Raw genomic sequence first — 18,937 nt, 5'->3', positions numbered from 1 at the left:
CGCTCCTACGGCGCGAGGGTTCCCCTCGTGCGGGAGGCGGCGAGGTGCGCCGCGATCCGCGCGGCCGCCGCGTCTCCCGTCGCCAGGCACGCGGGCACGCCCACCCCGTGCAGCGCGGCCCCCGCCACCGCCAGCCCGGGCGGCAGCGCCTCCAGGCGTGCCGCGCGGGCGCCGTGTCCGACGCCGTACTGCGGCAGCCCGCCGCCCCAGCGCGCGACGACCGTCTCCACCGGCTCGGCGGTCAGCCCGAGCAGCGCCGCGAGGTCGGACCGGGCCGCGGCCACGAGCTCGTCGTCGTCGCGCTGCAGGACGTCGTTCTCCCCGTACCGCCCGATGGAGGCCCGCAGCACCACGGCCTCCTCGCCCACGAGGTGCGGCCACTTCACCGACGACACGGTGACGGCCTTGATCGTCCACGGGGTCCCGTCCGGCCGCCGCTCCCCCGACCCGATCAGCACCCCGGAGCGCGTGCCGAGGTCGGTGTCCGGCGGCAGGGCCAGCGCGACGACGGCGGAGGACGCCAGCTCGATGCCCGCTGCGGCGGCCGACGCGTCCGGGGCGACGTCGACGAGCAGCCGCCGCAGCGCCGGGGCGGGCACCGCGAGGACGACCGCGTCGGCGTCCGTCGTCCCGGTCCCGGCGGGTCCCGCGGCCACCACCCGCCACCCGGTGCCGTGGTGCTCCAGCGCCGTCACGGTGCGCGCGAGACGTACCTCGGCGCGGGCGGCCACGGCGAGGGCGGCCGGCAGGTCGGCCAACGAGGTCCGCAGCGTCCCGAACACGGGGCCCGGCGGGGTCGTGCCGCCCGGGAGCGCAGCGCGGGCGGCGGCGACGAGCGACGACGGGTCGCGGTCGAGGGCCGCGGCCAGCGCCGGGACCGTGGCGCGCACCCCGAGGCCGTCCGCGCGGCCCGAGTAGACGCCGCCGAGCAGCGGGTCGACCAGGCGGTCCGCGACCTCGTCCCCGAGACGGGCGCGGACCAGCCCCCCGACGCTGTCGTCGCCGTCCCACGCGACCGGGCCGAGCCGGGCGTCCGTGTCCAGCGCCGCCCGCCCGGCATCCGAGAGGAGGGTCCCGACGGCGGGTGGGTCGGCGGGGACCCCCATCACCGTCCGCGGGGGCATCGCGTGGGTGGCGCCCCCGGCACGGATGCCGGAGGAGGCACCGGAGGGATGCACGAGGTCGTCGGACAACCCCAGCTCGACCAGCCGGTCGGACGCCTCGGGGCGCCGGGCGAGGAACGCCTCCGCCCCCACGTCGACCCGCAGCCCGCCGAGCTCGACCGCGGCGAGCTTGCCGCCGAGCACACGCGCGGACTCGAGGACGACGATCTCCGCGGCGTCGCCGAGGGTCGTGCGCAGCCGGTGCGCGGCCGCGAGCCCGGCGACCCCACCGCCGACCACGACGACGCGCGGCGCAGGAGCCGTGGTCACGCGCGGACGGGCAGGGAGTGCACCGTCTCGACGACGCGCAGCAGCGCGTCCGGGTCGGTCTCGGGCAGCACGCCGTGGCCGAGGTTGAACACGTGGGCGGGCGCGGCGTGGCCCTCGGCGACGATCCGCCGGACCTCGGCCTCGACGACCTCGGGGCCCGCGAAGAGCACGGCCGGGTCGAGGTTGCCCTGCAGCACCTTGCCCGGGGCGCGGCGGGCCGCGGCGTCGAGCGGGACGCGCCAGTCGACGCCGACGACGTCCGCCCCGGCCTCGCCCATCGCGCCGAGCAGCTCCCCCGTCCCGACCCCGAAGTGGGTCCGGGGCACGCCGGCGTCGGCCAGGCCCGCGAGGACCTTCGCCGAGTGCGGCAGCACGAGCGCCCGGTAGTCGCGCTCGGACAGGGCGCCGGCCCAGGAGTCGAACAGCTGCACCGCGTCCACGCCCGCCTCGACCTGCACGCGCAGGAAGGTGAGCGTGAGGTCGGCGAGATGGTCGAGCAGCGCGTGCCAGGTCTCCGGCTCGGCGTGCATCAGCGCCTTGGTGCGCTCGTGGTTGCGGCTCGGGCCGCCCTCCACGAGGTAGGAGGCGAGGGTGAAGGGGGCGCCGGCGAAGCCGATGAGGGGCGTGTCGCCGAGTTCGCCGACGAGCTGCCGGACCGTCTCGGCGACCGGGGCCGCCTGGCCCGGGTCGAGCGCGGGCAGCGCCGCGACGTCGGCGGCCGTGCGCACGGGGGCGTCGATCACGGGGCCGGTCCCGGCCACGATGTCGACCCCGATGCCCGCCACGCGCAGCGGCACGACGATGTCGGAGAAGAGGATCGCGGCGTCGACCCCGTAGCGGCGCACGGGCTGCAGGGTGATCTCGGTGGCGAGGTCGGGCGTCAGGCAGGACTCGAGCATCCCCGTGCCCTGCCGGACCCGTCGGTACTCCGGCAGCGAGCGGCCCGCCTGGCGCTGGAACCAGACCGGCACGTGCTCGGGGGTCCCGCCCCGCGCCGCCGTCAGGAAGGCCGAGCCGGGGAGGTCACGCCGGGCGCCGCTCGCGCTCGTCGCGACGGGCGGGGCGACGGGGTGCGGATCGGGTTGCGTCGGCGCGCTCATGGTGGGACCAGTCTGCCAGCCGTTCCCCGGCCCGTCCGATCGGCGTGGCGCGCTCCCCGGCGCGTCGGTCTCCCGCCCGGAGCGCGCGCGACCTACGCTCCGGCGGGTGACGGCACCCGCGACCGCCCCCGAGACGTTCCGACGGGCCGTGGAGTCGCTGGCCGCTCTGCGCCCCCGCCCCGAGATCGAGCTGGCCGAGATGCGCCCGCCGCAGCGGTTGGCGCCGTGGTCGGCCGCGTGGAGCGCCGAGGTGGTCTCGACCGCCGCGGCCGGCGACCCCGAGCCGGAGGTGCTGGTCACCGGCCGACTGGTGCTGCTGCACGACCCGGAGGGCCAGGAGGCCTGGGACGGCACGCTGCGCCTGGTCACCTTCGTGCGCGCCGAGCTCGACCCCGAGCACGCGAACGACCCGATGCTGCCCGAGGTGGCCTGGTCCTGGCTGACCGGAGCGCTGGAGGAGTCCGGGGCCGCCGCGACCGCCGTCGGTGGCACCGTCACCCAGACCTCGTCGGTGCGCTTCGGCGACATCTCCGGGCCCGCGCAGGTGTGCGACCTGGAGCTGCGGGCGTCCTGGACACCGGTCCTGCCCGACGGCGACGGCGACGGCGACGACCCGACCGCGACGGCGGCCGACCTGACCGAGCACGGCGGCGCCTTCACCGCGGTGCTGGCGACCGCCGCGGGCCTGCCCCCGGTGGGCGTCGCGAGCCTCGGCGCCCGCCGCCTGGGCTGAACCCGGGCGCCCGGGGCGGACGCCCGGGGTGTCCGGCCCGTGCATCCGCCCGTGCGTTCCACGGTTGTGTGCGTTCGAGACGCCGGCGGTTCTCGCGTCTCAACTCGGGACCGCCCGGCAGTTCACCATTCAGCGAACTCTCAGCATTTTCCCGGTACCACTGGTGCCGATTCCGGCATTCTCGCAGGTCGTCCGCCCGGAGGGGCCGCTGCGCAGGGCGGGTGAACGCCCGGCAGCGAGCGGGTCACGGCCCGGACTCCGAACGCGGTCGCTGTGTTGCGTCCGTTACTCGGATGAGATTAGACCGATGAGCGCAGCGACTCTGCGACGTTCAGAGCCTTTGACAACACACAGTCACATTGACTACACACAGTGTCACTGACAGCATACGGAGAGTGCGACACCCACACCAAGGAGTGACCGCCAACCCGTAACGGGCGAAACTCCACCGAGCGAAGTTGGCCCTAATGCTCTCGTTAACTCGCCAGGGGGGATATGTTCTCTCGCGACGCACTTCCTCGGCCGTTCGGCGGCGCGGTCGACGACCGGGGTTCCTGGTGCGTCCGTCGGGGGGCAAGACCGACTCCAGGGAGGTAGTTGACGTGGCTACCGTGGGCCCAGGCATGGCACTTCGCGGCGTCGCGAGTGGCCTGCTGCCACCGGCCATGGTCCCGCATCCGCGGGAAGAGATGTTCTCGGTGCTGGTGGTCGACGACCACCCGCTGTTGCGCGAGGCGATCGCGCAACGACTCACCTCGATGGGCGCGGGCACCGTCCACGAGGCGGCCTCGATCTCCGAGGCCAGGACCCGAGCACTCGCTTCCGGCCCGTGTGACCTCGCGATCCTCGACCTCGGTCTCCCGGACGGTTCCGGGCTCGACCTGATCGCGGAACTGCGGGCGCAGGGCTGGAACCGTGTGGTGGTGCTGGCCGCCTCGGACGACCCGTCCGCGGTGCGGGCGGCGTTCCAGGCGGGGGCGCAGGCCTATCTGCTCAAGTCCGCTTCGCCGGGCATCGTCACCGACGGCGTGCGCCGGGTCCTCGAGGGCGGCCTCTACGCCGACCCCTCGGTCGCCCCGCTGCTCGCGGCGGGCACCCGGGTGCCGGCCACCGACAACACCCCGCGGGAGCTCTCGGCCCGCGAGGTCGAGGTGCTGCAGCTGGTGGCGGACGGACGCTCGAACAAGGAGATCGGCGAGGCGTTGAGTCTCTCGGCCCTCACGGTCAAGAGCCACCTCTCGCGGATCGGTCGCAAGCTCGGCACGGGTGACCGGGCCCAGATGGTCGCTCTGGCCATGCGGGCGGGCGTCATCCGCTGAGCACCGCACCACATCCGGGGCCCGTCGACGGGGACGGGAGCACGGAGGACGACGACGACGTCCTCGAGCTCCTCGCCCCCGCCGACGGTGTCCCCGAGATCATCACGGATCGGGATCGCCTCTCGGCGCTCGCCGACGACCTGGCCGCGGGCAGCGGTCCGGTCGCCGTCGACGCCGAGCGGGCGTCCGGTTTCCGCTACTCCGCGCGGGCCTACCTGGTGCAGCTGCGCCGGGAGGGCGCGGGCAGCGCCCTCGTCGACCCGATCGCCCTCGACGGTGACCTCACCGTGCTCGGCGACGCCCTGCGCGGCGTCGAGTGGGTGCTCCACGCCGCGTCGCAGGACCTGCCGTGCCTCGCCGAGGTCGGCATGCGTCCCGACGCCCTCTTCGACACCGAACTCGCCGGCCGCCTCGCGGGCTACCCGCGCGTCGGGCTCGGCCCCCTCGCCGAGCGCCTGCTGGGCGTCCGGCTGCGCAAGGGCTACGGCGCCGCCGACTGGTCGACCCGGCCGCTGCCCGCCGACTGGCTCGTCTACGCCGCCCTCGACGTCGAGCTCCTCGTCGCGATGCGCGACCTGCTGGCCGCCGATCTCGAGCGCCAGGGCAAGGCCGAGTGGGCACGCCAGGAGTTCGAGGCGGTCCGCCTCGCCGGACCGCCGCAGCGGCGCGCGGAGCCGTGGCGCCGCACCTCCGGCATGCACAAGGTGCGCCGCCCCCGCCAGCTCGCGGTCGTCCGGGCGCTCTGGGAGTCCCGCGACGAGCTCGCGGAGTCCCGCGACGTCGCGCCGGGCCGTCTGCTGCCCGACGCCGCGATCGTCGACGCCGCCCTGCGCGAGCCCGCCGACAAGGCCGCTCTCACCGAGATGCCCGTCTTCAAGGGCAGCCGGCAGCGGCGCCTCGCCGACCGCTGGTGGCGCGCCGTGCGCACCGGCCGCGGGCTGCCGGCCGAGGAGCTGCCCGACCCCTCCCCCGCCGGCGACGGCCCGCCCCCGGTGAACCGCTGGGCCGACAAGGACCCGGACGCCGCCGCGCGCCTCACCGCTGCCCGCGCGCACCTCGGCGCGCTGGCCGAGCAGTGGGACACCCCGGTGGAGAACCTGCTCCAGCCCGACCTCGTCCGCCGTCTCTGCTGGACCCCACCCGAGCCCGCCGACGCGGAGTCCGTCGACGCCTTCCTGACGGCGGGCGGCGCACGGCCCTGGCAGCGCGAGCTCGCCCTGCCCGGTCTCGTGGCGGCGCTGGAGCAGACCGCCCCGCCCGGGACGGCGACACCCGCCGTCGGGAACGGGAGCACGGAGGACGAGCCCGGGACGGCGCGTCGGTCGCCGCGCCGTCGCCGGCGCCGCAGCAGCAGCGCCGGGGGGACACCGGCTCAGGTCGGCACGGTCACGCCCGTGTTCAGCGACCCGGAGAGCTGACCGGGCAGCATCACCCGCACCGAGAGGCCGCCGCCGTCGACCGGCTCGGCCGTGACGGTGCCGCCGTGCGACCGGACCACGGCGCGCACGATCGACAGCCCGAGCCCGGAGCCGGACCCGACCCGGTCGGCGCCGCGGCGGAAGGGCTCGAACAGGTCCGGGACGCGGGCGGGGTCGAGCACCGGGCCCGAGGAGGCCACGACCAGCTCGACCCGTCCGGCGTCGGCCGCGGTGCGCACCGTGATCCAACCGCCGTCGACGTTGTGGCGCACCGCGTTCTCCACGAGGTTCCCCACGACCCGCTCCAGCAGCGCCGCGTCCCCGACGACCACGGCCTCGGTCCCGGGCCCCACGTCGACCCGCAGGCGGCGCCCCTCCACCTCGGCGCGGACCGCGTCGAGCGCGCCGTGGGCCGCGAGGTCGAGGTCGACCGGCTCGTCGCCCTCGGACGCCCGGCGCTCGGCGGCCTCCGTGCGGGCGAGGAGCAGCAGCCCGTCGACGAGGCCCTCGGCGCGCTTGGTGGCGTCCCGCAGGACCCCGGCCATGCGTCGGAGCTCGTCGACGTCGGCGTCCGGGTCGGCCAGCGTCACGTCGATCTCGGTGCGCAGCACGGCGAGCGGTGTGCGCAGCTCGTGGCTGGCGTTGGCGACGAACCGGCGCTGGGCGTCGAACGCGGCCTGCAGGCGGTCGAGCATCTCGTCGAAGGTGTCGGCGAGCTCGGCGACCTCGTCGCGCGGGCCCTCCAGGTCGATCCGGGCGTCGAGGGACTCGGCCGAGAGGCGCCGCGCGGTGGCGGTCACGTCGTGGACCGGCTGGAGCACGTGGCCGGTGAGCACCCAGGACACCAGCGCCACGGCCAGCACCACGAAGGCGAAGGCGAGGGAGCCGACCTGGAGGACCTCGGCCCGCGCGCTGTGCCCGAGGGCCGCCGCGATCTCCCCCGCCGGCACGGACACCCCGTCCACGAGCACCGGCGTCCCCGGCGGCAGCGTCGGCAGGCTGGCCGCGACCTCGCCGACGAGCATCCAGCCCAGCCAGAGCAGCAGGGCACTCACCGCCGCGACCAGACCGGTCGCGAGCAGCGTCAGGCGGACCCGCAGGCCGGGCCCGCGGCGACGGCGGGCCCGCGCGGGGCGCGACCCGGTCCGGTCCTCGCGGCGCAGCACGGTCACAGAGCCTACGACCGCCGGGGCTGCGGGGAGGTGAAGGTCGACCCGCCCTACCGGGCCCACGCCCGGTAGAGCGGATCGCGTTCGAGCTCGGCGAGGACCACCTCGGTCACGGCCAGGGCCGCCCGGCCCGCCGTCGGGTCGTCCTCGTCGAGCCACCGCCGGCCGAGCTCGAGCTCGGCGCGCTCGTCACCGTCGAGCGCCGCGGCGAACAGGACGGTCACCTCGTCGCGCACGATCCTCCTCGCGGGACCCGTCGGACACCACGGGCCCGGGACCGCGCCCCTCGTGAGGACGTGATCCCGGGCCCGGGTGACGACGCGACTAGTTGATCGCGTGGATCGGGGACTTGCAGGTCTTGGCGATGGCCGCGCCGTTGCCGTCCTTGGCCTTCGAGGCGACGGGCACGCCGACGGCGTTGTCCTGCACCGGGACCTGCACGCCGAGGACGTTGACCGGGACGTCGTTGTTGCAGACGTTCACGGGGGTGTTGGGGGCGAAGTCCGAGGAGTTGACGAGGCCCTTCTGGGCGGTCCCGTCGGTCTCGTGCGCCATCGCCAGGCCGGCGGTGGAGACGAGGCCCGAGCTGATGAGGGCGGACGCCAGGACGGCCTTGCGGATCATCGACATGATGAGGTGTTCCTCTCGCGTGGGGAGCTTCCGGACTCTCACACGCGGTGATCGTCCGAATACGTGTGGTGAACGAAGCCCGCGAACGCGAGGACACGGTTTAGGACACGTCATCCGCCGATCGGGTGGTGCCGACCGACCGAGGTGTCGGCCTGGGCCCGGGCGGATACCTGCGGCATCCTCTCGTCCCATGAGCTCCGCCGGGTCGTCCGCGTCCCCCGACGCCGTCATCGTCGAGGTGGCCGTCAACGGCACCACGGACCGGTCGACGAACCCGAACGTCCCCCGGACCCCGGCGGAGATCGCCACCGACATGCTCGACTGCCTGGGGCGCGGGGCCGCGATCGCCCACAACCACAACGACGAGCCGATGTTCACCGCGGACGCGGTCCACTCCCCCGACCCCTACGTCCGGGCCTGGACCCCCGTCGTCGAACGGCACCCGCTCGCCCTGCTCTACCCCACGATGGGGGCCGGCGCCCGGGGGATCCCGGTCGAGCAGAAGTGGGCGCACGTCGAGGAGCTGGCGCGCCGCGGCCTGGGCGGCATGACGCTGGTCGACCCGGGATCGGTCAACGTGGGCCTGCTCGGCTCCGGCGCATGCGCGCCGGCAGCTGTGACGGAGCCCTACCAGAACAGCATCGCCGACACCGAGTACATGTTCCGGCGCACCGCCGAGCTCGGGGCCGCCCCGTCGATCTCGATCTTCGAACCCGGCTTCCTGCGCACCACGCTGACCCTGCAGCGGCACGGGCGGGTCCCGGCGGGCGCGATGGTCAAGCTGTACTTCGGGGGCGACCTGCAGTTCGGGCTGCCGCCCACCGAGCGGGCGCTCGACGCCTACTGCGAGCTGCTCGACGGCTCGGGCCTGCCGTGGTCGGTGGCGGTGCTCGGCGGCGACGTGGTGGGCTGCGGCCTCGCCGCGCTGGCCCTCGAGCGCGGCGGTCACGTGCGGGTGGGGCTGGAGGACTACGCCGGCCCGCGCACGCCCACCAACGTCGACCTGCTCGACGAACTCCTCGAGCTGCTCGCCGCCTCCGGGCGCCGCCCCGCGACCTGCGCGGAGGCCCGGGCGACGCTGGGGATCGCGACGCCGTGACCCGGTCCGCGCCCGCGAGGTGCACTCAGGCAGATCCGTGTGTCCGGATTCCTGCCTGGTGTGCATCGCGGGCGGGCCGGCGGAGCACGGTGCGGTCTACACCGCCGCGTGCGCGTCGCTGCGGACCCGGTAGCCCGAGCCGACGACGGTGTCGATGATGCCGGGCTCGCCGAGCTTCTTGCGCAGCGTCATGACCGTCACGCGCACCGTGGTGGTGAACGGGTCGGCGTTCTCGTCCCACACCCGCTCGAGCAGCTCCTCGGAGGAGACGACGGCGCCACCGGCGGCCATCAGCACCTCGAGGACGCCGAACTCCTTGCGCGTGAGGTCGACCGGCGTGCCCTCGCGCACCACGGTCCGCTTGGCCGGGTCGAGCACCACCCCCGCGGCCTCGAGGATCGGCGGGGTGGCCGGGACGGCGCGGCGTCCCAGCGCCCGGATGCGGGCGACGAGTTCCGGGAAGTCGAAGGGCTTCGCCAGGTAGTCGTCGGCGCCGAGGGCGAGCCCGGCGACCTTGTCCCGCAGCGTGCCGCTCGCCGTCAGCATGATCACCCGCGTGACCCCGCCCGCGATCTCGGCGCACAGGTCGTCGCCGGAGCGACCGGGCAGGTCCCGGTCGAGCACGACGACGTCGTAGCGCGTCACGGACGCCTTCTCCGAGCCGGTGTCGCCGTCGTAGGCGACGTCGACGGCCATCCCCTCGCGCCGCAGCCCGCGCGCCAGCGCGTCGGCCAGGGCCTGCTCGTCCTCCACGATCAGAATGCGCACGTCATCCACCTTGCCACCGGGTGGCTGAACGGACGCTGAGAATCAGCTGGGTGGACGCTCTCGGTCTCAGGAGGCGGACTTCTCGTCGCGCGCCAGCGACGACGTCTCGGCGTCCCCGCGCGAGGCGGCGACCCACTCGGTGACCCGCCGCGCGACGTCCTGGTCGGTGAGCCCGGCGGCGGCCAGGAGCGCACCCCGGCTGTCGTGGACGAGGAACTCCTGGGCCAGCGCGATGCGGCGCACCGGCACGTCGGTCCCCGCCTCGGAGAGCGCGTCGGCCAGCGCCGAGCCGAACCCGCCGTGGCGCCCGCCGTCCTCGACGGTGACGACGAGACGGTGCGACGCCGCGAGGTCGAGCAGCGCGGGCGGCACCGGCTGGAGCCATCGTGGGTCGACCACCGTCACGCCGATGCCCTGGGCGGTGAGGCGGTCGGCCGCCTCGACCCCGAGCTGACCGAAGACACCCACGCAGACCAGCAGGACGTCGGGGACCTGCGGCGGCTCGTCGTCGGCGCGCTCGAGCCGCTCGATCGCGGTCGGGCGCGGTGCGGCCCGGGAGAGCCGGCCGGGCTCGGCGAGCACGTCGACCGCGCCGGGGCCGGAGGCGCCCCCGATGCGGCGCAGGGCGGGCACCTCGCTCGGCACCGCGCCCTTCGACCAGCGCAGCGCGGTCGGCCCGTCGGCGACGTCGACGGCCTCGCGCAGCTCCTCGCGCAGCGACACCGCGTCGCGCGGCGAGGCGACCCGCAGCCCCGGCACGATGCCCATCACCGACAGGTCCCACATGCCGTTGTGCGAGGCCCCGTCGCTGCCGGTGACGCCGGCACGGTCAAGCACCACGGTGACCGGCTCGCGGTGCAGCGCGACGTCCATGAGCAGCTGGTCGAACGCACGGTTGAGGAAGGTGGAGTAGATCGCGACCACCGGGTGCAGGCCGCCGTGCGCGAGCCCCGCCGCCGAGGTCAGGGCGTGCTGCTCGGCGATCCCGACGTCGAAGAGCCGCTCGGGGTAGACCTCGCCGAACGCCGCGAGGCCGGTCGGGCCGGGCATCGCCGCGGTGATCGCGACGACATCGGCGCGCTCCCGACCGAGCTCGAGCATGGTCTCGGTGAACACGGAGGTCCACTCGCGCGGCTTCGGCCCGACCGGCAGACCGGTGTCCGGGTCGAGCACGCCCACGGCGTGCATCTGCTCGGCGAGGTCCTGCTCGGCCGAGGCGAACCCGCGGCCCTTGCTCGTGACCGCGTGCACGATGACGGGGCCGCCGAAGTCGCGCGCGGCGGTCAGCGCCGTCTCCATCGCCGCGGTGTCGTGCCCGTCGACCGGGCCGAGGTACTTGAGGCCGAGGTCGGAGAACAGCGCCTGCGGGGAGAAGGCGTCCTTCACGCCCGCCTTCGCGGCGTGCACCGCGGAGTAGAGCGTGTTCCCGACGACGGGGATGCGCCGCAACGCCTTCTTGCCGTGCTCGAGGACGTCCTCGTAGCGCGGGGCGAGCCGCAGGGTGGAGAGCCGCTCGGAGAGCCCGCCGATGGTCGGGGCGTAGGAGCGCCCGTTGTCGTTGACCACGATGACGACGGGCCGGTCCGAGCCGGCGATGTTGTTGAGCGCCTCCCAGCACATCCCGCCGGTCAGCGCGCCGTCACCGACCACGGCGACGACCGACCGGTCCCGGCCGAGCAGCTGGTCGGCCTTCGCGAGACCGTCGGCCCACGAGAGGGCGGTGGAGGCGTGCGAGTTCTCCACGAGGTCGTGCTCGGACTCCGCGCGGCTCGGGTAGCCCGACAGGCCCCCGCCCTGGCGCAGGCCGTCGAACTCCCCCGACCGTCCGGTGACGATCTTGTGGACGTAGCTCTGGTGCCCGGTGTCGAAGAGCAGCGCGTCGCGCGGCGAGTCGAAGACCCGGTGCAGGGCGAGGGTGAGCTCGACGACCCCGAGGTTGGGGCCGAGGTGGCCCCCGGTCCGGCAGACGGCGTCGATCAGGAAGCCCCGGATCTCGGCCGCGAGCGCGTCGACCTCGCCCGCGTCGAGGGCCCGCAGGTCGGCCGGGGTCCGTACGCGCTGGAGCAGACTCACGGCGGCCAGTCTACGGAGACCGCCGTGTCCTGCAGGGCGTTCAGACCGTCCGCGGCCGCCGCGCGACGTAGACCACGGCCGGGGGCGCGTTCAGCCACACCGTGCGGCTGACCACGACCTCCTCGAAGGTCGCCTCGAGGTTGCGCTGCACCTGCTTGGCGGTGGGGAAGAACCGGATCCAGGCGTGGGCGAGCTGCGTCACGGCGCCGCCGGGAGCGGCGAGCCGGGCGAGCAGCGGGAAGATCGACCGGTCCTTCGGGGCGGTCGCGAGCCAGGGCAGCCCGGAGACCGACAGGTCCGCGCGCACGCCCTCGGCCAGCAGCTTCTCCACCGCGGTGTGGGCGTCGGTGCACAGCACCTCGACCTCCGGGTGGCGGCGCTGGAGGACCTCGGCCATGTCCTCGTCCATCTCGACGGCGATGTGCCGGCCGCGGCCCTGCAGCCGCTTCTGGATCTCGTCGGTGACCGACCCCGTGCCGGCGCCGAGGTCGAGCACGACCGGGTCGCCGGTCCCGGGCAGCGGGGCGATCGCCTGGCGGCACAGCGGGGGGAAGCTCGGGAAGAGCGCGGCGACGTGCAGCGGGTCACGCAGGAAGGCGGTCGAGAAGTGCCTGATCTCGGTCACGGGGCCTCTTCAGCTGGGGACACGGTGGGAGGCAGAGTCTGGCCCGCCGCCACGACCGCCGCGAGCAGGGCGCGTGCGACCTCGCCCACCATCGCGTCGTCGGGCGAGAACCCCGGGTGGTGCAGACCGGGGGCCGACCCGGGGACGGCGCCCGGCTCGGCGGTCCCCACGAACAGCATCACCGCCGGCAGGCCCTCGGCCGAGTAGTGCGAGAAGTCGTCCGCGCCGCACGAGCGGAAGGCGGTGTCGAGCGTCAGGCCCGTGGGCGCCGCCCGCTCCTCGCCACGGCGTCCGCCGAGTGTCGCGGCGATCGCAGCGGTCAGGCGGCGGTCGTTCACGACGGCGGGTTCGTTGGGCACCACGGCCACCTCACCGGTGCAGCCGTGGGCGGCCGCGGTGTGCGTCACGACCTGACGGACGGCCTCGAGGACGGCGTCGCGGTCGGCGTCGAGGGCCCGCACGGTGCCGCGGGCGCGGGCCTCGCCGGGCACCACGTTGGGAGCGCTCCCGGCCGTGATCTGCCCGATCGTGACCACCGCCGCCTCCAGGGGGTTCACGCGCCGCGCCACGATGTGCTGCAGGGCGACGACCACCGCGGCGACCGCGAGCACCGGGTCGTGGGTGCGGTGCGGGTAACCGCCGTGACCGGCCCGGCCCGTCACCGTGATCTCGATCTCGTCGGCCGAGGCGTTGACCGGGCCGGGGCGCGCGGAGACCACCCCGCGGGGCAGCTCGGGCTGGACGTGCACGCCGAGGACCGCGGCCGGGTGGTGGGCCCGGAAGGCGTCGTCGACCATGACGTCGGCGGCCCCGCTGGGCGCGGCCTCCTCCCGCGGCTGGAACACCGCGAGCAGCGGCGCCGCGAGCAGGTCCGGTCCGGCGGCGGCGACGGCACGGACGAGGGCGACGAGACCGGCGGTGTGCACGTCGTGCCCGCAGACGTGCGCGACGCCCGGGCGTTCCGAGGCGAACGGCAGCCCGGTCGCCTCGTGCACGGGCAGGGCGTCGAGCTCCCCGCGGACGGCGACCGCGGGACCCGGCCCGCCGAGCCGCAGCATCCCGCCGGTGCCGGCCACCGGCTCCAGGGCGCGGCCCAGCGCGCGGGCGACGGCGTCGCGCGAGTCGGTCTCGTCCCCGGAGACGCGCGGTCGGCGGTGCAGCTCGTGGCGCAACGCGACCGCGGCCGGCAGCTCCGCCTCGAGGGCCTCCGCCAACGCCGGCGGGACCGGTACCGGTCGCGGGGCGCGCTCCGACCCGGCGTCGGGCCGGGGACTCCCGGACAGCGGGACCTCGACCGTCACGCGGGGATCCGCGGGTAGGTCCGCAGGGCGTTCTCGCGAGCGATCATGGTGGCCACCCGTTCGGCGTCGGCGGGAGAGATCTCGTCGGTCGCGCAGAGGTGCTCGAGCAGGCCCCCGAGGGCCGCCCGGAAGCGCAGGGCGCCGAGCAGATGCAGCTCGGGCAGCCCGTAGGCGTCCGACGCGTAGAGCACCTTGCCGAAGGGTGCCAGCTCCAGCATCTCGGCAATGACCTCGGGGGCCCGGGAACCGACGTACGGCACGGCGAGGCTCACGTCGGCGTAGACACACGAGAACACCTGGGCCATCCACGCGGCCTGGCGGTGGTAGGGGTAGGTGTGCAGCAGCATGAGCGGCACGCCGAGCGGCTCGACGAGCCGGGCGAGGCCCGCGAGCAGGGCCGGGTCGGCGCGGTGGAGGTCCTCGTCGGGGTCGCCGAACCCGGTGTGCAGCTGCAGGGGCAGTCCGGTGTCGAGGCCCGCCCAGAGGCCGTGGCGCAGCAGCACGGGGTCGCGCAGCGGCTCCCGGTCGCGGGCCCGGCGGGGCAGCCACGCCGAGGCGGCCGCCGCGACCGCCGCGGCGTCCGGGCGGTGCGGTTCGACGTCGAGCCCCGCGCGGTAGGCGAGCACCGTCTTGCAGGCGACCGGCAGCGGGCGGCGGGACGCGTCGGTGCGCCGGGCGATCTCGGCGGCCAGCGCGTCGGCGTACCCGGCGGCGTCGACCCCCGCGTCGGCGACCGCCTCGGCCACCGCCTCCAGGCGCACCACCTCCCCGACCGGCACGCCGGCCACCCCGGAGAGCTCCTCGAGATCCAGCAGGCCGCCGGCCGCGAAGCCGTGGTCGACGAGCAGCGCCCCGGAACCGGCCGCCCGCAGCATCGCCCGCGAGACCGTCTCGGCGCCCAGCTCCGCGCGCCGCTCGACGTAGTCCCGCGCCGGGGCGTGCGGCGGCAGGCCGAGCACGGGGGCACACCAGCGGCGCACCGAGAACCCGAGCCGGGAGTCGAAGGCCGAGAGCCCGGGAGCGGGACCCTCGCCCTCGGTCAGCAGGGCCTCGAAGCGGTCCTGGTCGAGGTCGTCGGCCACCACCGAGTGGCAGTGGTGGTCGACGAGCGGGACGCCGTCGAGGAAGCTCACCGGCCCGGCCGGTACCAGCCCGAGCGAGACGAGGCTGCCGCCGTCGGGGGGCACGCAGTTCATGTCCGGATCGACGGGTCGGGCTCCGCTGCGCTCCGTCTCCGCACGAGGGTCGCCACGCACTCCATGTGGTGGGTCATCGGGAAGGCGTCGAAGACCCGCAGGTCGGCGAGGACGTACCCGGCGTCGGCCAGGGCCGCGACGTCGCGGGCGAGGGCGGCCGGGTCGCAGGCGACGTGCACGATCCGGCGTGCGCCGAGGGCACCGATGCGGCCGGCGAGCTCGCGCCCGAGACCCTTGCGTGGCGGGTCGGCCACGACGACGTCGGGCGGGGTCGTGCGGGCCAGGGAGTCGAGCACCTTCTCCACCCGCCCGCGGACGACCTGCGCGGCCGGCAGGTCGGCCAGGTTCCCCGCCGCGGCGGCCGTCGCGTCCGGGTCGGACTCGACGTCGACGACGACGCCGGCCCGGTCGGCGAGCGCCGCGGCGATGAGCCCGGCGCCGCCGTAGAGGTCCCACACGACGTCGTCGCGCCCGAGCTCGCCGACACCCTCGAGCGCGGCTGCGACCACGGCGTCGGCCGCCCCGGGGTGGACCTGCCAGAACGCGGGCGCGGGCAGCGTCCAGTCGCGGCCGGCAGCGCGCTCGTGGGCGGTGCCGGACCCGATCTCGAGGTGCCGGTCGCCCTCGAACAGCTCGGTCGCGTGCGTCTCGCCCGCGGCGTCGGCGACGATCTCGATCTCCGCCGTCGGCGTCCAGGTGTGGGCGAGGACGGGGTCGAGGGCGCCGCGGACGGCGATCGGGCAGTCGCCGACCGGCAGGATCTCGTGGCTGCGGTGGGCCCGCAGGCCGGGCCGCCCGTCGTCGGTCACGGCCATCCGCATCCGGGTCCGCCAACCGAGGGGGCCGCCGGGCAGCGCCTCGCACACGACGTCGCGCTCGATGCCGGCGAGCCGGGAGAGCTGCTCGGCGACGACGGCGGCCTTGAGGGCGCGCTGGGTGTCGTGGTCGGCGTGCTGCCAGTCGCAGCCCCCGCAGCCGCCGGGGCCGGCCCACGGGCAGGCCGGCTCGACCCGGCCGGGGGCCGCCTCGAGGACCGTCACGGCGTCGGCCCGGCAGAACGAGCCGCCGTGGTCCTCGGTGACCACCGCGTGCACCCGCTCCCCCGGCAGCGTGTGCCGGACGAACACCACGCGGCCCTCGTGCCGGGCCACGCAGTGCCCGCCGTGCGCGACCGCGCCCACCTCGAGGTCGAGCATGCGGTCGGTCCAGTCGAGGCGCTCGACGTCGGGAGAGGCACTCATCGCACGTCCGCCCGCTCGGAGGACGCCGACGGACCGGGCGGTGCCGACGTCGAGCCGGGTGCGACGCCGTTCGTGGGCGGCGGCGCGTAGCCGCGGCGGGCGAGCCCGGGCGCGCCCTGCGGGCGCGCGGCCGCGAGCCGGTGGGACGACTCGAGCTGCCACGGCACGCTCACGACCATCACACCCTTCTGGAACAGCAGCCGCCCCTTGAGGCGCAGCGCACTCTGGTTGTGCAGCAGCTGCTCCCACCACCGGCCGAGCACGTACTCGGGGATGAAGACCGTGACCACGTCGCGCGGGCTGTCGGTCCGGATGCGCTTGACGTACTGCAGGATCGGGCGGGTGATCTCGCGGTAGGGCGACTCGAGGACCTTCAGCGGCACCGGGATGTTGCGCCGCTCCCAGTCCGAGGTCACCCGTCGGGTGTCCGCGTCGTCGACGTTGACCGTCACGGCCTCGAGCACGTCCGGCCGGGTCGCGCGGGCGTAGGCCACGGCCCGCAGCGTCGGCTTGTGCACGGTGGAGACCAGCACGATCGCGTGGTTGCGGCTGGGGAGCACGGCGTCGATGACGTCGGGGGCCGCGATCTCCTCGGCGACGCGGTCGTAGTGCCGGCGGATCGAGAGCATGAGCAGGAAGGCGAGCCCGCCCGCCACGATGGCGATCCACGCGCCGACCAGGAACTTCGTGATCAGCACGACGACGAGCACGACGCCCGTCATCGCCGCCCCGAAGCCCGAGACCAGCCGTGAGCGCTGCAGCCCGGACCGCGCCTCGTCGTCGGTCTCGGTGCCGAGCAGGCGGTTCCAGTGCCGCACCATGCCGAGCTGGGAGAGCGTGAAGGAGACGAACACGCCGACGGTGTAGAGCGGGATCAGCGCCGTCACCTCGGCGGAGAACCCGATGACGAGCACGATCGCGAAGAACGCGAGGAAGAGGATCCCGTTGGAGAACGCCAGCCGGTCGCCGCGGGTGTGCAGCTGGCGCGGCAGGTAGCGGTCCTGCGCGAGGATCGACCCGAGCACCGGGAAGCCGTTGAACGCGGTGTTCGCGGCCAGCACGAGGATCAGGGCGGTGAAGATCGTCACGGCCCAGAACCCGGGCGGGAAGCCCGAGAAGATCGTCTCGGCGAGCTGGGCGATCAGCGTCTCCTGCTTGTAGCCGGGCGGGGCGCCGACGAGCTGCGTCGCCGGGTCCTCGGCCATGTGCACGCCCGTCGCGCGGGCCAGCGCGAGCATGCCGCCGAAGAGCACCACCGCGATCAGGCCGAGCATCGCGAGCGTGGTCGCGGCGTTGCGCGACTTCGGCTTGCGGAACGCGGGGACGCCGTTGGAGATGGCCTCCACCCCGGTCAGCGCCGCGCAGCCCTGGGTGAACGAGCGCAGCACGATGAACATCAGGGCGAGCGAGGACAGCTGGTGGTCGGCCTCGGCCCGGACGTCGAAGGCCGCGCTGGGCGCCACCATGTCCTGACCGAGCAGGAGCCGCACGACCCCGACGACGACCATGCCGGCGAGGCAGACGATGAAGCAGTAGACGGGGACGGCGAACGCCGCGCCCGACTCCCGCACGCCGCGCAGGTTGATCGCGGTCAGCACGGCGATCGCGAGCACGCTGAAGAGCACCTTGTGCTCGCCGACGAACGGGATCAGCGCCCCGAGGTTGTCCGCCGCCGAGGACACCGAGACGGCGACCGTCAGCGTGTAGTCGACCAGCAGCGCCGAGGCGACGGTCAGGCCGGCGTGGCGACCCAGGTTCGTCGTCGCGATCTCGTAGTCCCCGCCACCCGAGGGGTAGGCGTGGACGTTCTGCCGGTAGCTCACCACCACGGTTGCGAGGACCACCACGACCGCGAAGCCGATCCACGGGGAGAAGACGTAGGCCCCGAGACCGGCCAGCGAGAGGGTGATCAGCACCTCCTGCGGCGCGTAGGCGACGGAGGACAGGGCGTCGGAGGCGAACACCGGCAGCGCGATGCGTTTGCGCAGCAGCGTGTCCGAGAGCTCGTCGCTGCGGAACGGCAGTCCGAGCACGAGGCGTTTCGCCGCGGTAGCGAGCCTGGGCACCCGCAGAGCGTAGGCCGAGCGGGTGGCGGCGTGGGAGCGGTGGGTGCACGGGATACCGTGCGCGCGTCATGTGGTGGTGAGCGGGACCGGAGGGCGTGTGCACATCGTCGTCATGGGCTGCGGCCGCGTGGGGTCCGCCCTGGCCCTCTCGCTGGAGCGGCTCGGCCACGAGGTGGCCGTCGTCGACCGGGATCCGCAGGCGTTCCGCCGCCTGGGCAGTGACTTCCACGGCCAGGAGATCGTCGGCGTGGGCTTCGACCGCGAGGTGCTGACCGCGGCGGGCATCCACCGCGCCGAGGCGTTCGCCGCCGTCTCCTCCGGCGACAACTCCAACATCATCTCCGCGCGTGTCGCGCGCGAGACCTTCGGCGTGGAGACCGTCGTCGCGCGCATCTACGACGCCAAGCGTGCGGCCGTGTACGAGCGGCTCGGCATCCCGACGGTCGCGACGGTCCCCTGGACCACCGACCGCTTCCTGCGGATGCTGCTGCCCGACGGCGTGGCCACGGCGTGGCGCGACCCCTCCGGCACCGTCGCGATCATGCAGCTGCCGTTCCACGAGGACTGGTCGGGTCACCCCGTCACCGACCTCGAGGAGGCCACCGGTTGCCGGATCGCCTTCATCGTGCGGTTCGGCACCGGCGTGCTCACCCGGCCGAACACGATCATCCAGGCCGACGACGTGGTGTACGCGGCCGCCGTGAGCGGCACCGTCGCCGCGGTGACCAAGGCGGCCCTGACGGCGCCGGCGGAGCGGGGGTAGACC

General features: G+C 75.1%; 17 protein-coding genes. 5 read left to right on the top strand and 12 right to left on the bottom strand.

All coding sequences use genetic code 11. The annotated features are described in order from the left end of the window. Positions 1-5: 5 nt before the first annotated feature. Both hemG and hemE read right to left on the bottom strand, forming a co-directional pair. Complete coding sequence (gene hemG, locus QSK00_RS21170) at positions 6-1,433, bottom strand: protoporphyrinogen oxidase (RefSeq protein ID WP_285593788.1); 1,428 nt, start codon at positions 1,431-1,433, stop codon at positions 6-8. Then, positions 1,430-2,533, bottom strand: a complete 1,104-nt coding sequence (gene hemE, locus QSK00_RS21165) for a uroporphyrinogen decarboxylase (RefSeq protein ID WP_285593786.1) — start codon at positions 2,531-2,533, stop codon at positions 1,430-1,432. The genes hemG and hemE overlap by 4 nt, the downstream gene beginning before the upstream one ends. Before the next feature lie 106 nt (positions 2,534-2,639). Between hemE and QSK00_RS21160 the strand changes: the two genes are divergently transcribed. The 3 genes from QSK00_RS21160 to QSK00_RS21150 all read left to right on the top strand — a co-directional run bounded on the left by QSK00_RS21160 (position 2,640) and on the right by QSK00_RS21150 (position 6,003). Next, on the top strand, positions 2,640-3,266 hold the full coding sequence (locus QSK00_RS21160; RefSeq protein WP_285593784.1) for a DUF3000 domain-containing protein: 627 nt from the start codon (positions 2,640-2,642) through the stop codon (positions 3,264-3,266). Between the two features lie 623 nt (positions 3,267-3,889). Next, positions 3,890-4,585 carry a response regulator gene (locus QSK00_RS21155; protein ID WP_372460436.1) on the top strand — a complete coding sequence of 232 codons (696 nt, stop codon included), beginning with the start codon at positions 3,890-3,892 and terminating at the stop codon, positions 4,583-4,585. Next, positions 4,582-6,003, top strand: coding sequence for a ribonuclease D (locus QSK00_RS21150; RefSeq protein ID WP_352231161.1), 1,422 nt, complete (start codon positions 4,582-4,584; stop codon positions 6,001-6,003). Before QSK00_RS21155 ends, QSK00_RS21150 begins: the two co-directional genes overlap by 4 nt. On the opposite strand, the gene QSK00_RS21145 is transcribed toward QSK00_RS21150, so the two are convergent. From QSK00_RS21145 to QSK00_RS21135, 3 genes are all read right to left on the bottom strand, one after another. Further along, a complete protein-coding gene (locus tag QSK00_RS21145) occupies positions 5,958-7,175 on the bottom strand; it encodes a sensor histidine kinase (RefSeq protein ID WP_285593782.1) in 1,218 nt (405 codons plus the stop codon). The genes QSK00_RS21150 and QSK00_RS21145 overlap by 46 nt on opposite strands. 47 nt (positions 7,176-7,222) lie before the next feature. Beyond that, positions 7,223-7,408 (bottom strand): hypothetical protein, encoded by a 186-nt coding sequence (locus QSK00_RS21140; protein WP_285593780.1) that lies wholly within the window; start codon positions 7,406-7,408, stop codon positions 7,223-7,225. Positions 7,409-7,496: 88 nt separating this feature from the next. Then, on the bottom strand, positions 7,497-7,796 hold the full coding sequence (locus QSK00_RS21135; RefSeq protein WP_285593779.1) for a hypothetical protein: 300 nt from the start codon (positions 7,794-7,796) through the stop codon (positions 7,497-7,499). Positions 7,797-7,992: 196 nt separating this feature from the next. On the opposite strand from QSK00_RS21135, the gene QSK00_RS21130 reads away from it, so the two are divergent. Then, positions 7,993-8,901, top strand: a complete 909-nt coding sequence (locus QSK00_RS21130) for a beta-keto acid cleavage family enzyme (protein ID WP_285593777.1) — start codon at positions 7,993-7,995, stop codon at positions 8,899-8,901. Positions 8,902-8,997: 96 nt separating this feature from the next. Here QSK00_RS21130 and QSK00_RS21125 read toward each other — a convergent pair whose 3' ends face one another. The 7 genes from QSK00_RS21125 to QSK00_RS21095 all read right to left on the bottom strand — a co-directional run bounded on the left by QSK00_RS21125 (position 8,998) and on the right by QSK00_RS21095 (position 18,171). Next, positions 8,998-9,669: a response regulator transcription factor gene (locus tag QSK00_RS21125; protein WP_285593774.1), complete on the bottom strand. Its 672-nt coding sequence runs from the start codon at positions 9,667-9,669 to the stop codon at positions 8,998-9,000. 66 nt (positions 9,670-9,735) lie between these two features. Beyond that, complete coding sequence (dxs, locus tag QSK00_RS21120; RefSeq protein WP_285593773.1) at positions 9,736-11,742, bottom strand: 1-deoxy-D-xylulose-5-phosphate synthase; 2,007 nt, start codon at positions 11,740-11,742, stop codon at positions 9,736-9,738. Between the two features lie 40 nt (positions 11,743-11,782). Continuing rightward, on the bottom strand, positions 11,783-12,367 hold the full coding sequence (locus QSK00_RS21115; protein ID WP_285593771.1) for a class I SAM-dependent methyltransferase: 585 nt from the start codon (positions 12,365-12,367) through the stop codon (positions 11,783-11,785). After that, entirely contained in the window at positions 12,364-13,668 is a 1,305-nt protein-coding gene (locus QSK00_RS21110; RefSeq protein WP_285593769.1) for a M20 metallopeptidase family protein, read from the bottom strand. The genes QSK00_RS21115 and QSK00_RS21110 overlap by 4 nt, the downstream gene beginning before the upstream one ends. Beyond that, entirely contained in the window at positions 13,665-14,864 is a 1,200-nt protein-coding gene (locus QSK00_RS21105) for an amidohydrolase family protein (protein ID WP_352231159.1), read from the bottom strand. Before QSK00_RS21105 ends, QSK00_RS21110 begins: the two co-directional genes overlap by 4 nt. After that, positions 14,861-16,105, bottom strand: a complete 1,245-nt coding sequence (locus tag QSK00_RS21100; protein ID WP_285593767.1) for a class I SAM-dependent RNA methyltransferase — start codon at positions 16,103-16,105, stop codon at positions 14,861-14,863. The genes QSK00_RS21105 and QSK00_RS21100 overlap by 4 nt, the downstream gene beginning before the upstream one ends. After that, on the bottom strand, positions 16,102-18,171 hold the full coding sequence (locus QSK00_RS21095; protein WP_285593765.1) for an APC family permease: 2,070 nt from the start codon (positions 18,169-18,171) through the stop codon (positions 16,102-16,104). Before QSK00_RS21095 ends, QSK00_RS21100 begins: the two co-directional genes overlap by 4 nt. Positions 18,172-18,268: 97 nt before the next feature. Here QSK00_RS21095 and QSK00_RS21090 point away from each other — a divergent pair, with 97 nt between their 5' ends. After that, positions 18,269-18,934 (top strand): potassium channel family protein, encoded by a 666-nt coding sequence (locus QSK00_RS21090; RefSeq protein WP_285593970.1) that lies wholly within the window; start codon positions 18,269-18,271, stop codon positions 18,932-18,934. The last annotated feature ends 3 nt before the right edge of the window (positions 18,935-18,937 follow it).

The sequence above is a fragment of the Actinomycetospora sp. NBRC 106378 genome (assembly GCF_030269685.1).
Taxonomy (GTDB): Bacteria; Actinomycetota; Actinomycetes; order Mycobacteriales; family Pseudonocardiaceae; genus Actinomycetospora.
The sequence above is the reverse complement of the archived record's forward strand: the minus strand, read 5'-3'. Positions and strand labels throughout refer to the sequence as shown.